The sequence below is a fragment of the Sphingomonas changbaiensis NBRC 104936 genome (assembly GCF_000974765.1).
Taxonomy (GTDB): Bacteria; Pseudomonadota; Alphaproteobacteria; order Sphingomonadales; family Sphingomonadaceae; genus Sphingomonas_B; species Sphingomonas_B changbaiensis.
This window is the reverse complement of sequence record NZ_BBWU01000029.1, coordinates 1-12287: the sequence shown is the minus strand read 5'-3', so window position 1 is coordinate 12287 and position 12287 is coordinate 1. Positions and strand designations below refer to the sequence as shown.

At 66.9% G+C, this 12287-nt stretch carries 11 protein-coding genes; 4 read left to right on the top strand and 7 right to left on the bottom strand.

The features are described from left to right. Positions 1–47: 47 nt before the first annotated feature. From SCH01S_RS07360 to mltG, 3 genes are all read left to right on the top strand, one after another. Positions 48–284 (top strand): acyl carrier protein, encoded by a 237-nt coding sequence (locus SCH01S_RS07360; protein ID WP_046348156.1) that lies wholly within the window; start codon positions 48–50, stop codon positions 282–284. A gap of 115 nt (positions 285–399) precedes the next feature. After that, positions 400–1659, top strand: a complete 1260-nt coding sequence (gene fabF, locus SCH01S_RS07355; RefSeq protein ID WP_046348155.1) for a beta-ketoacyl-ACP synthase II — start codon at positions 400–402, stop codon at positions 1657–1659. 10 nt (positions 1660–1669) lie between these two features. Continuing rightward, on the top strand, positions 1670–2629 hold the full coding sequence (mltG, locus tag SCH01S_RS07350) for an endolytic transglycosylase MltG (RefSeq protein ID WP_046348154.1): 960 nt from the start codon (positions 1670–1672) through the stop codon (positions 2627–2629). Positions 2630–2745: 116 nt separating this feature from the next. Here the strand turns inward: mltG and SCH01S_RS07345 are convergent, their stop codons facing one another. The 3 genes from SCH01S_RS07345 to SCH01S_RS07335 form a co-directional block, all read right to left on the bottom strand. Then, the gene (locus SCH01S_RS07345) at positions 2746–3183 is read right to left on the bottom strand and encodes a hypothetical protein (protein ID WP_046348153.1); all 438 of its coding nucleotides are present in this window, start codon (positions 3181–3183) and stop codon (positions 2746–2748) included. 78 nt (positions 3184–3261) lie between these two features. Beyond that, entirely contained in the window at positions 3262–4422 is a 1161-nt protein-coding gene (gene galK / locus SCH01S_RS07340) for a galactokinase (RefSeq protein ID WP_046348152.1), read from the bottom strand. Continuing rightward, complete coding sequence (locus SCH01S_RS07335; protein ID WP_046348151.1) at positions 4415–5455, bottom strand: UDP-glucose--hexose-1-phosphate uridylyltransferase; 1041 nt, start codon at positions 5453–5455, stop codon at positions 4415–4417. The genes galK and SCH01S_RS07335 overlap by 8 nt, the downstream gene beginning before the upstream one ends. A gap of 428 nt (positions 5456–5883) precedes the next feature. On the opposite strand from SCH01S_RS07335, the gene SCH01S_RS07330 reads away from it, so the two are divergent. Then, positions 5884–6570 (top strand): PEPxxWA-CTERM sorting domain-containing protein, encoded by a 687-nt coding sequence (locus SCH01S_RS07330; protein WP_084689451.1) that lies wholly within the window; start codon positions 5884–5886, stop codon positions 6568–6570. 3 nt (positions 6571–6573) lie between these two features. Here the strand turns inward: SCH01S_RS07330 and metH are convergent, their stop codons facing one another. Genes metH through SCH01S_RS07310 form a run of 4 tightly spaced genes read right to left on the bottom strand, consistent with a single transcriptional unit; the run spans position 6574 to position 12218 of the window. Beyond that, positions 6574–9282 carry a methionine synthase gene (metH, locus tag SCH01S_RS07325; protein WP_046348149.1) on the bottom strand — a complete coding sequence of 903 codons (2709 nt, stop codon included), beginning with the start codon at positions 9280–9282 and terminating at the stop codon, positions 6574–6576. Between the two features lie 7 nt (positions 9283–9289). Continuing rightward, positions 9290–10345, bottom strand: coding sequence for a homocysteine S-methyltransferase family protein (locus SCH01S_RS07320; protein ID WP_046348148.1), 1056 nt, complete (start codon positions 10343–10345; stop codon positions 9290–9292). Next, on the bottom strand, positions 10342–11283 hold the full coding sequence (gene metF / locus SCH01S_RS07315; RefSeq protein WP_046348147.1) for a methylenetetrahydrofolate reductase [NAD(P)H]: 942 nt from the start codon (positions 11281–11283) through the stop codon (positions 10342–10344). The genes SCH01S_RS07320 and metF overlap by 4 nt, the downstream gene beginning before the upstream one ends. Beyond that, the gene (locus SCH01S_RS07310) at positions 11280–12218 is read right to left on the bottom strand and encodes an ArsR/SmtB family transcription factor (protein ID WP_046348146.1); all 939 of its coding nucleotides are present in this window, start codon (positions 12216–12218) and stop codon (positions 11280–11282) included. Before SCH01S_RS07310 ends, metF begins: the two co-directional genes overlap by 4 nt. Between the last annotated feature and the right edge of the window lie 69 nt (positions 12219–12287).

The following is a 12287-nucleotide window of genomic DNA, read 5'->3' as shown; positions in this document are numbered from 1 at the left end:
GGGCGGCGGATTAGGTGCGGATCAAAGATCAACACAAAGGATACTCCATGAGCGAGACTGCCGACCGGGTGAAAAAGATCGTCGTCGAACACCTCGGCGTCGAAGCGGACAAGGTCACCGAGGACGCCAGCTTCATCGACGATCTCGGCGCCGACAGCCTCGACATTGTCGAGCTCGTCATGGCTTTCGAGGAAGAATTCGGGGTCGAGATTCCCGACGATGCCGCGGAAAAGATCACGACCGTCAAGGACGCGATCAACTATATCGACAGCAACAAGGGCTGAGCCCGCGGGCGGGGTTCCTCGCCCAGCTTGATCGAACGGCTCTCCGGCCCACATGCGGGCAGGGGGGCCGTTTCGCTTTACGGACCCGTTTGGATTTACGGACTGGAGTTTGCGCATGCGCCGTGTCGTCGTCACCGGAATCGGCCTCGTCACCCCCCTGGGCGGCGACGTCGAGACGAGCTGGTCGAACATCAAGGCCGCCAGATCGGGCGCGGGCACGATCACGCGCTTCGATGCGAGCGACTTTCAATGCCGCATCGCCTGCGAAGTGAAGCCGGCCGGCCACGAATACGGATTCGATCCGAACAAGCGCGTCGACCACAAGGTCCAGCGCCAGGTCGATCCGTTCATCATCTATGGCATCGACGCGGCCGGCCAGGCGCTTGAGGACGCCGGCCTGACCGACATGAGCGAGGAAGAGCGGTTCCGCGCCGGCTGCTCGATCGGCGCCGGCATCGGCGGCCTGCCGGGCATCGAAAGCGAATCGCTGGTGCTGGAGCACAAGGGCCCGCGCCGCGTTTCCCCGCACTTCGTCCATGGCAGGCTGATCAACCTGATCTCGGGCCAGGTCTCGATCAAATACGGGCTGATGGGGCCGAACCATGCGGTGGTCACCGCCTGCTCGACCGGCGCGCACTCAATCGGCGACGCGGGGCGGATGATCCAGCTCGGCGATGCGGACGTGATGGTCGCGGGCGGCGCCGAAGGCGCGATCTGCCCGATCGGCATTGCCGGCTTCGCCCAGGCGCGGGCGCTGTCCACCAACTTCAACGACACGCCGCAGCGGGCGTCGCGCCCTTACGACAAGGACCGGGACGGCTTCGTGATGGGCGAAGGCGCGGGCGTCGTCGTGCTCGAGGAATATGAGCGCGCGAAGAAGCGCGGCGCGAAAATCTATGGCGAGCTGGTCGGCTATGGCATGTCGGGCGACGCCTATCACGTGACTGCACCGCACCCGGAAGGAGCGGGCGCGTTCCGGGCGATGAAGGTGGCGATGGAGCGCTCGGGCCTGGAGCTCAGCGATATCGATTATATCAACGCGCACGGCACCTCGACGCCTTTGGGCGACGAGCTGGAGCTGGGCGCGGTGCGGCGGCTGTTCGGCAACAATATCGCCAATCTGTCGATGAGCTCGACCAAGTCGGCGATCGGGCACCTTCTCGGCGGCGCCGGCGCGGTCGAGACGATCTTCTGCCTGCTGGCGATGCGCGATCAGATCGTGCCGCCGACGCTCAACCTGGACCATCCGAGCGACGGCGTGCAGGGTGTCGATCTGGTGCCGCACCACGCCAAGGAGCGCAAGGTGAAGGCCGTGCTCAACAACAGCTTCGGCTTTGGCGGCACCAACGCCAGCCTGGTGCTGAAGGCGATCTAGCTCTCCTGCCATGCGCCGCCTCGTTCTTCTCGCTCTCGCGCTGATCGTCATCGCGGGCGGGGCGGCTTTCTACGCCTGGAACGGCCCGGGGCCGGCGCCGAAGCCGGTCTCGGTGATCGTGCCGGAAGGCGGCACGCTCCGCACCGCGGCGCGCGAGCTGGAAAAGACTGGCGCCGTTGCGTCGGCCAGGCGCTTCCTCCTGCTCGCAAAGCTGTTCGGCGGCGAGGGGATCATCCGGGCCGGCGAGTATGAAGTGCCCGGCCACGCGAGCGAGCGCACGATCCTGGACCTGCTGCAATCGGGCAAGACGATGCAGCGCTTCGTCACGATCCCCGAGGGCACGCCGTCGATTGTCGTCTACGAAAAGCTGAAGGACAATCCGCTGCTGACCGGCCCGGTCACGGTCCCGCCGGAAGGGTCGGTGCTGCCCGACAGCTACAGCTATTCGCGCGGCGAGCCCCGTGCGGCGGTGCTGAAGCGGATGACGACCGCGATGGACAAGACGCTCGCCACGCTCTGGGCACAGCGCAAGCCGTCGACGGTCGCGCGGACGCCGGAGGAAGCGATCACGCTCGCCTCGATCGTCGAAAAGGAAACCGGCGTGCCCGCCGAGCGGCGCATGGTGGCGGGCGTCTATTCGAACCGCCTGCGCATCGGCATGCCGCTCCAGGCCGACCCGACCGTCATCTACCCCGTCACCAAGGGCAAGCCGCTCGGCCGCCGCATCCTCCAGTCGGAGCTGCACGCGGACAATGGCTATAACACCTATGCAAGGCCCGGCCTGCCGGAAGGCCCGATCGCCAATCCCGGTCGCGCGTCGATCGAGGCGGTGCTCGACCCGGCGCCGGCCAAGGCGCTCTACTTCGTCGCGAACGGCAAGGGCGGGCATGTGTTCGCCGACACGCTCGCCGAGCACAATGCGAATGTAGCGAAATGGTACGCGCTCCGCCGCGCGCGGGGCGAGATGTAAGAGGTCAGTCGCTCGCCCCGAGCGGAGCGCGCAGCGCGTAGTCGAGGGGCGCGAGGCTCGGAGCAGCGCCCCTCGACTTCGCTCGGGACGAGCGGGTCAGGCCACTTGCAAAGGCCTTACCTCAGCCATCCCCGTTTTGCCGCGACTCCGCTGAACCACACCAGCAGGACGGCGACCACGACGATCAAGGCCGGGAGTCCGTAGGCCGATGGGCCCAGCACCGAAGCTGCCTTCTGCACGAGGAACCACCAGCCGAACTGGATCAGTACCGCGATCAGAGAAACGATGAACAGCGATCGCGCCCAGGCCCGGCGCATCAGCAGCGAGACGGCGCCCAGCAGGCCGACCCACACCGCCACTGCAAAGACGGCGTAGAGCCAGGCGGGTGTCGACTGCATGAGCGTCCGCTCGGCTTCCGGCAAGGCCGCAACCCGTGCGGAATTCATCGACACTTCCATCAGGTAGGAATAACAGCCCATCGCTTCCCAAAGCAGCGCAACACCCGACACGATCCAGAACCATACCGGCACGCGGATTTCAGAAGCCGTCGCCATCACAACCTCCCCGTTTGTGGCAGCGGCCAAGATGCGCCGTTATGGAGGAGTTGGCAACTTGTCCGGCGGCGCCTCTCTCTAGGGCAAAGAGGTGATGAGCGCCGCTCCAGCGGCCGGCCTGCATACGTGGATCATCACCGGCTTGCCGTTCGGCGGACGGTAGTCGCGGCGGACGGCGTCGATGACGGGGTCCACCCGCTCCTGCGGCAGCAGGGCGATCACGCAGCCGCCGAAGCCGCCGCCGGTCATGCGGGCGCCGCCTTCGCCGCCGATCTCGCGCTGGAGGATGGCGACCAGTTCGTCGATCGCGGGGACGGTGATCTCGAAATCGTCGCGCATCGAAGCGTGGGAGTCGGCCATCAGGCGCCCGAGCCGCGCCATGTCACCGCCGGCGAGCGCTTCGGCGGCGTCGAGGGTGCGGGCGTTTTCCGTCACCACGTGGCGCGCGCGCATCCGGGCGAGTTCGTCCAGCTCCTCGGCGCTCTCTACCTGCCCTTCGTCGGCATCGCGGAGGGCGAGAATTCCGAAATGGCCGGCGGCCTGCTCGCATTGCTGACGGCGCTCATTGTACGCGCTGTCGACCAGTCCGCGCTCGACGCCCGAATGGACGATCAGCACGGCCGCATGCTCCGGCAGCGGCACCGGGCGGCATTCGAGCGAGCGGCAGTCGATCAGCAGCGCTTGTTCCGGCTCGGCGCGGGCGGAGACGAGCTGATCCATGATCCCGCACGCGCAGCCCGCGAACTCGTTCTCCGCGCGCTGGGCGAGCTGGGCGAGCAAGGTCAGGTCGATCTGAGCGCCCGCAAGGCTTGCGACCGCCAGCCCGACGGCTACTTCGAGCGAGGCGGAGGATGAGAGGCCGGCGCCCTGCGGCACGTCGCCGCCGATCACCAGCTCCATGCCTTGGGGCGCCATTTCCTGCTCGACCAGCATCGCGATGATGCCGCGCACGTAATTGCGCCAGTCGCCGGGGCCGGCATCATCGATCCGCTCGGCGAAGGTGAAGCGGTCTTCTTCGTCGAAATCGGCGGCGTAGACGACCGTCTCCGATCCTGCCCGGCGCGCGGCAACCACCGTGCCGCGGTCGATCGCCAGCGGCAGCACGAAGCCGTCATTATAGTCGGTATGCTCGCCGATCAGGTTCACCCGGCCCGGCGCCTGCGCGATCAGGTCCGGCGCGCCGCCGAAGCGATCGGCGAACGCCGCTTTCACCCGCTCGATCGTCGCCTGCTCAGCCATTCGTCCCGTCCAGATAATGGGTCGCGCTCACGTCCCGCAAACGCGCGGCGGCCTGTTCGGGCGTCAGGTCGCGCTGTGCCTCGGCGAGCAATTCGAAGCCGACCATGAATTTGCGCACTGTCGCGGAGCGCAGCAGCGGCGGGTAGAAGTGGGCGTGGAGCTGCCAGCCGCTGGTGTCACGGCCGTCGTAAGGCGCGCCGTGCCAGCCCATCGAATAGGGGAAGGAGCAGCGGAACAGATTGTCGTAGCGGGTCGTCAGCTCTTTCAGCACGCGTGCGAGGTCGTCGCGATCGGCGGGCATGAGCTCCTCGATGCGCGCGACCGGGAAGCGGGGCAGCAGCAAAGTCTCGAATGGCCAGCTCGCCCAGAAGGGAACGATTGCGAGCCAGCGATCGGTCTGCACCACCACGCGCGGGCCGTCCGCCTCGCGCTCCGCCACTTCGACCAGCATCGGCCGACCGTGCTCGGTCGCCCAGGCGCGCTGGCGCTCGTCCTCCTTGGCCGGCTCGTCGGGCAGCCAACTCGTCGCCCAGACCTGGCCGTGCGGATGCGGGTTGGAGCAGCCCATCATCGCGCCCTTATTCTCGAACAGCTGGACCCAGGCATGGCTGCGGCCGAGCTCTTCGGCCTGTGACGCCCAGACATCGACCACTGTCCGGATCTGCGCGACCGACAGCAAGGGCAGGCTGGCGCCGTGATCGGGCGAGAAACAGATCACGCGGGCGGTGCCGGATGCTGGCTCGGTGGCGAACAGCGGATCGCGGCCATCCGACTCCGGCGTGTCGGGGAGCAGCGCGGCAAAGTCGTTCGGGAACACATGCACACCGGCGTAATCGGGGTTGCGCTCGCCGGTCACCCGCACATTACCGGGGCAGAGATAGCAGGTCGGATCGTGCGTGGCCCCGCGCGCCTCACATGCCTCGTCTGTCTGGCCCAGCCAGGGCCGCTTCATCCGGTGCGGCGACACCAGCACTTCGCTGCCGTTCAGCGGGTTGATCCTGCGGTGCGGATGGTCGGCCGGGTCGAACGCCACTGATTGCTCTCCGGAATAAGGCCGTAGAGAAACGTGCCGGACAAGCAAAGAGCCCCGTCGCTTGTCGGCGGCGGGGCTCCGTTTGAGATCTTCGGCCTCGCGTGGAGTCCGAAGCACTCATCCGCCCGGTTTTTCAGGCCGGTTGGAGACGATCAAACGCGCGTCGGCAGCCCAGGTTCCCAATCCCGATCCAAAGCGACGCAACCATATCGTTGGGCAAGCGTTACGGCGAACGACTAGGCCATATGGGTCGCAAGCGGCTCGATGACTCCCGATGACGGGACGGTGAGCCGAGACAAGGGGACGCAGCCGAATTCGGCGCGCCATTTTCCAGGTTCGAGTGGGCGTGCGTAGCTCCGGCGCGCGGCAAGTGCGTTGCAGCCGGCCGCAACCGGAGTGTCCCATAGCCTTCTAAAAGGGAGGTTCAGATGCGTCGTTCGGTGATTGCCGTTGCCGCAGTGATGGCCTTGAGTTCTGCTCCTGGCACGGCGGCGTTATTGGGTCCGACCCCTTATCTTTCGCAGGCGGACAGTCCGTTCAATCCGGCGTCGTTCTCAAGCTTCTTCCTCGAGGATTTCGAGGATGCGATGCTCAATTCGCCCGGGCTATCAGTGACGGGGGGCGGCGTGTGCGTCACCGGCGTGGGCGGCGGCTGCCCGTTTATCGGGTCGATCGACTCGGTCGGAAACGGGGGCAATCCCGCGCTTGGCCATTCGCTCTTCGGTGAGTCGTTCGACATCACCTTTGATGCGGCGGCCCTGGGCGGTCATCTTCCCACCGCGGCAGGCGTGGTCTGGACCGACGGGTCCAATCCGATCCGGTTCGAAGCGTTCGATCAGTCCGGCACGTCGCTCGGCGTGCTGATGGGCGACCATGCCGACGGCAGTTTTGCTGGCACGACGGCCGAGGACCGCTTTTACGGCGCCACGAACCCGGGTGGAATCTCCCGGCTCACGATCTCCAATCCCGGCGCGACCGAGATCGACCATATCCAATATGGAATCGCGGCGGTTCGCGGCGTGCCTGAACCGGCGGCTTGGGCGCTGATGCTCGGCGGCCTTGGTGTTGCGGGCGGCGCCCTCCGGGTGCGCCGCCGTTCGGCTCGCTTTGGCTGATCGTCAGTCCAGGTTCGGGCGGAGCCAGCGCTCCGCCTGGGCCAGCTCGATCCCGCGCCGGCCGGCATAATTCTCCAATTGGTCGCGGCCGATCCGGGCCACGCCGAAATAGCTGGCGTCCGGATGACCGAAATAGAAGCCGGACACCGCCGAGGTCGGCAGCATCGCGAAGCTCTCGGTCAGGGTCGCGCCGGCGGGCGCGGGGCCGAGCAGGTCGAACAGGATCGGCTTCAGGCTGTGATCCGGGCAGGCCGGATACCCGGGCGCCGGGCGGATGCCGCGATATTGTTCCTTGATCAGCGCCTCGTTGGTCAGCTGCTCGCCCGCCGCATAGCCCCACAGCGTCGTGCGGACATGCTGGTGCATCGCCTCCGCGAACGCCTCCGCTAAGCGGTCGGTGAGCGCCTTCAGCAGGATATCCGAATAATCGTCATGCCCTTCCTTGAACCGGGCGAGGTGCGGATCGGCGCCGTGGATCGCGACCGTGAAGCCGCCGATCCAGTCGCCTGCCGGATCGATGAAGTCGGCAAGGCACATGTTCGCCTTGGCGGTACTTTTCGCCATCTGCTGGCGAAGCATCGGAAGGCGGATAAGCCCCTCCCCTTCAGGGGAGGGGTTGGGGGTGGGGACTGTCTGGTCGGGCGTGGAGCTTATGACAGGCCCCACCCCATCCCCTCCCCTGAAGGGGAGGGGCTTCAGAATAATATCATCCCCCTCACGCCGGCACGGCCACAGTCCGGCGACGCCGCGTGCGGTCAGCCAGCCTTCGGCGATGATCGTGTCGAGCATCGCGTTCGCGTCGGCGAACAGGCCGCGGGCGCTTTCGCCGACCACCGCATCGTCGAGAATGGCGGGATAGGTGCCGGCCAATTCCCACGCACGGAAGAAGGGCGTCCAGTCGATGAACTCGCGCAGCTTCGCGATCGGCCAATCGTCGAAGCGGTGCACGCCCGGCTGCAGCGGGGCAGGGGGCTTATGCGCGAAATCGGCCTTGAATCGCCGCGCGCGGGCTTCGGCGATCGGCAGCAGCTCGTTCTGCCCCTTGTTCTCGCGCGCGGCGCGGACGGCGGCATAATCCGCGGCGGTCTTGTCGACGAACTCCTGCGTCAGCGTGTCGCTGACCAAGGTCGAGGCGACGCCGACCGCGCGGCTGGCGTCGAGCACGTGGATCACGGGTCCGTCGTAAGCCTGGTCGATGCGAAGCGCCGTGTGGACCTTGGACGTCGTCGCGCCGCCGATCAGCAGCGGCATCGTCATGCCCGCGCGCTTCATCTCTTCCGCGACGGTGACCATCTCGTCGAGCGACGGGGTGATCAGGCCGCTGAGGCCGATCATGTCGGCATCGTTCTCGTTCGCGGTTTCCAGTATCTTCGTCCAGGGCACCATCACGCCCAGGTCGATCACCTCGAAGCCGTTGCACTGCAGCACGACGCCGACGATGTTCTTGCCGATGTCGTGAACGTCGCCCTTGACGGTCGCCATCACGATCCGGCCCTTGCCGCGGGCATTCGGGTCCTTCTCCGCCTCGATGAAGGGGAGGAGATGTGCGACCGCCTTCTTCATCACGCGGGCGGACTTCACGACCTGCGGCAGGAACATCTTGCCCGATCCGAACAGGTCGCCGACGACGTTCATGCCGTCCATCAGCGGGCCTTCGATCACTTCGATGGGACGAGGGAACTGGAGGCGTGCTTCCTCGGTATCGTCGATCACATAGGCGTCGATGCCCTTGACCAGCGCGTGCTCGAGCCGCTTCGCAACCGGCCAGCCGCGCCACTCCTGCGCCTGCTTCTCGGCCGCCGGATCGCTACCGCGGAAGCGCTCGGCGAGGGCGATCAGCCGGTCGGTGGCGTCGTCGCGCCGGTCGAGGATGACGTCCTCGCAGGCGTCGCGGAGCTCCGGGTCGATCTCGTCATAAATGTCGAGCTGGCCTGCATTGACGATGCCCATGTCCATGCCCGCCGGAATGGCGTGGTAGAGGAACACCGAGTGCATCGCGCGCCGCACCGGCTCGTTGCCGCGGAAGCTGAAGCTCAGGTTCGACAAGCCGCCGGAGATATGGACGTGCGGGCAGCGCGCCTTGATCTCGCGCGTCGCTTCGATGAAATCGATCGCGTAACGGCGATGCTCGTCGATCCCGGTCGCGATCGCGAAGATGTTGGGATCGAAGATGATGTCCTCAGGCGGGAAGCCGATGCCGGTCAGCAGCTTGTAGGCCCGCTCGCAAATCTCGACCTTGCGCTCCTTGGTGTCCGCCTGGCCGGTCTCGTCGAAGGCCATGACCACGACGGCCGCGCCATAGGCCATCACCTTCCGCGCCTGGTCGAGGAAGGCCGCTTCCCCTTCCTTCATGCTGATCGAGTTGACGATCGGCTTGCCCGAGACGCACTTCAGCCCCGCCTCGATCACCGACCATTTGGACGAGTCGACCATCACCGGCACGCGCGCGATGTCGGGCTCGGCTGCGATCAGCTTCAGGAAGGTCGTCATCGCCGCTTCGGCGTCGAGCAGGCCTTCATCCATGTTGACGTCGATGATCTGCGCGCCGTTTTCGACCTGCTGCCGGGCGACCTCGACCGCGCGCGCATAGTCGCCGGCCATGATCAGCTTCTTGAACGCAGCCGATCCGGTGACGTTGGTGCGCTCGCCGATATTGACGAACGTGGCGGATTGCGGAGCCGCTTCGGGCTCTTCCTTGTAAGCGGTAGCCATAATCTGTTCAGGCGGCGATGCGCATCGGGTCGAGGCCGGCCAGGAAGGTCTGACGCCGGGCCGTCGGGATCGCGCGCGGGGCCTTGCCGGCGACCGCGTGCGCCATCGCGCGGATGTGGTCCGGCGTGGTGCCGCAGCAGCCGCCGACGATGTTCACAAGGCCCTCGTTTGCCCACTCGGCCATGAAGGAGGCCGTGGTCTCCGGCGTCTCGTCATAGGCGCCGAGGTCGTTCGGCAGGCCGGCATTCGGATAGGCCATCAGCAGCGCGTCGGCGATCGGCGACAGCGCGGTGACGCTGGGCCGAAGCTGCGGCGCGCCGAACGAGCAATTGAGCCCGATCGTTAGCGGCCGGGCATGGCGCACCGAGGCCCAGAAGCTCTCGATCGAATGGCCGGACAGGTTGCGGCCCGACATGTCGGTGATCGTGAAGCTGATCATCAGCGGCACTTCGGTCCCGCGCGCCTCGCCGGCCTCGATCGCGGCGAGGATACCCGCCTTGGCATTCAGCGTGTCGAAGATCGTCTCGATCAGGATGAAATCGACGCCGCCGTCCAGAAGCGCATCCGCCTGTTCGCGATAGACCGCCTTCAGCTCGTCGAAAGACACGGCGCGGAAGCCGGGGTCGTTGACGTCGGGCGACAGCGACAGCGTCTTGTTGGTGGGCCCAAGCGCGCCGGCGACGAAGCGCGGGCGGCCGTCCGCGGCTTCGGCGGTGCGCGCCGCGTCACGCGCGATCTGCGCCGAGGCGATGTTGATGTCGCGGACCAGATGCTCGGCGCCGTAATCGGCCTGGCTGATCGCGTTCGCGTTAAAGGTATTAGTCGAAACGATGTCGGAGCCGGCGTCCAGATAGGCTTCCGTGATCTCGGCGACGACATGCGGCTGCGTCAGCGCCAGCAGGTCGTTATTGCCCTTCTGGTCATGGCCGAGATCAAGGCTGCCGCGATAATCGGCCTCGGTCAGCCGGTACGACTGGATCATCGTCCCGAACGCGCCGTCGGTCAGCAGGATGCGCTTGGCGGTTTCCGCACGGAGGCGGGCGGCGGCTTCGGACTTGATCATGCGGCCTTCTCCTGTGCCGTCGCGACCGGCCGGAGCCCGAGCAGATGGCAGATCGCGTAGGCGAGCTCGGCGCGGTTCAAGGTGTAGAAATGGAAGTGGCGGACACCGCCGGCGTAGAGCTTGCGGCAGAGCTCCGCGGCCAGAGTAGCGGCGATCAGCTGGCGCGCGGCCGGGCGATCGTCGAGCCCCTCGAACAGCCGGTCCATCCAGCCGGGAATCTCCGCTCCGCACAACCCCGCGAATTTGCGGGTCTGCGCGACGTTCGAGACCGGCAGGATGCCCGGCACGATTTCGGACTCGATCCCCGCCGCCGCCGCTGCATCGCGGAAGCGGAAGAAACAGTCGGGAGAGAAGAAGAATTGAGTGATCGCGCGCGTCGCGCCGGCGTCGAGCTTGCGCTTCAGATTGTCGAGGTCGGCCACCTGCGTGCCCGAATCCGGGTGGCACTCCGGATAGGCGGCGACCGAGATTTCGAACGGATGCAGCTTGCGCAGGCCGGCGACGAGGTCGGCTGCATTGGCGTAACCTTCGGGATGCGCACGGAAAGGCTCGCCCGCGACCGGCGGATCCCCGCGCAGCGCCACGATGTGCCGCACGCCTGCTGCCCAATATTCCTCGGCGACCGCGTCGATCTCCGCCCGGCTCGCCTCGACGCAGGTCAGATGCGCGGCAGCCGCCAGGCTGGTCTCGCGCTGGATGCGGGCGACAGTCGCGTGCGTCCGCTCACGGGTCGAACCACCGGCACCATAGGTCACCGACACAAAGCGTGGTCCGAGCGGCGCCAGCGTCTGCACCGCGTCCCAGAGCTGCGCCTCCATCTTTTCCGTCTTCGGCGGGAAGAATTCGAACGAGACGCCGATATCGCCCGGCAGGCCGGCGAACAGCGGCGTGTCGAGCGCGCGGCGCGCCTCTTCCATCTGGGACAGCGAGAGCGTCATGCCGCCTTCTCCCGGACTGCGCTGGGCCGTTCGGCCAACCAGAGCTTCACAGTCAGTTCGCCCCCTTCGAGTTCGCGGATCGCGGTGAGTTCGAGGCCGGCGACCTTCAGCCACGCCTCGATCTGCGCGTCGGAAAATCCGAGCCGCTGATGCGCGTCGCGGGTCCGCAGATCTTCACGTTCGTGCGGCGCGAAATCGACGATCAGCATTCGCCCGCCGTCCGCGACCAGCCGCGCCGCCTCGCCCAGCGCCGCGCCGGGCTGGGGCACGAAATGCAGCACCTGGTGCAGGATGACGGTGTCGGCGAGCCCGTCGGCCAGCGGCAGTGCGGTCAGATCGCCCTGGCGCAGCTCGGCCGCGGGCACGGCCTCGGCCAGCTTGGCGCGCGCGAGGCGCAGCATTTCCGGAGAGCGATCGACACCCAGCGCACGCGTCGCGGACGCCCCGAACAGCTCGATCATGCGGCCGGTGCCGGTGCCGAGATCGACCAGTCGTCCGACCGGGCGATCGGTCAGCAATTCGGCCATGGCCGATTCGACCTGCTGTTCGGAAACATGGAGCGAGCGGATCGCATCCCATTCCTCGGCGCGCTCGGCAAAATAACGTTCGGCCGCTTCCGCGCGCTCGGTGCGGACCGCGGCGAGCCGGGCGGCATCTTCCTCGATCCAGTCGCCGGCGGCATGTTCGATCGCGGCAAGCAGCGGTTCGTTGCGCGGGTCCTCGGCGAGCGCCAGGAACACCCAGCTGCCTTCGCGGCGGCGCGTCGTCAGCCCGGCATCGGCAAGGATGCGGACGTGCCGCGACACGCGGGGCTGGCTCTGCCCCAGCACCTGCGCAAGCTCACCCACCGACAGCTCCATCCGCCGCAGCAGCGCGAAAATACGCAGCCGCGTCGGGTCGCCAAGCGCACGGAAGATGTCGAGCAGCCGATCCACAAATCAGGACATAAAGATATCTTTATGTGTGAGCAAGCCTAAAGCTCCTCCCCGGAACGGGGAGGGGGA

Coding starts and splice junctions, on each gene's coding strand:
- SCH01S_RS07345 (WP_046348153.1), bottom strand. CDS start 3,183: ATGGCGACGGCTTCTGAAATCCGCGTGCCGGTATGGTTCTGGATCGTG.
- SCH01S_RS07330 (WP_084689451.1), top strand. CDS start 5,884: ATGCGTCGTTCGGTGATTGCCGTTGCCGCAGTGATGGCCTTGAGTTCT.
- fabF (WP_046348155.1), top strand. CDS start 400: ATGCGCCGTGTCGTCGTCACCGGAATCGGCCTCGTCACCCCCCTGGGC.
- metH (WP_046348149.1), bottom strand. CDS start 9,282: ATGGCTACCGCTTACAAGGAAGAGCCCGAAGCGGCTCCGCAATCCGCC.
- mltG (WP_046348154.1), top strand. CDS start 1,670: ATGCGCCGCCTCGTTCTTCTCGCTCTCGCGCTGATCGTCATCGCGGGC.
- metF (WP_046348147.1), bottom strand. CDS start 11,283: ATGACGCTCTCGCTGTCCCAGATGGAAGAGGCGCGCCGCGCGCTCGAC.
- galK (WP_046348152.1), bottom strand. CDS start 4,422: ATGGCTGAGCAGGCGACGATCGAGCGGGTGAAAGCGGCGTTCGCCGAT.
- SCH01S_RS07360 (WP_046348156.1), top strand. CDS start 48: ATGAGCGAGACTGCCGACCGGGTGAAAAAGATCGTCGTCGAACACCTC.
- SCH01S_RS07320 (WP_046348148.1), bottom strand. CDS start 10,345: ATGATCAAGTCCGAAGCCGCCGCCCGCCTCCGTGCGGAAACCGCCAAG.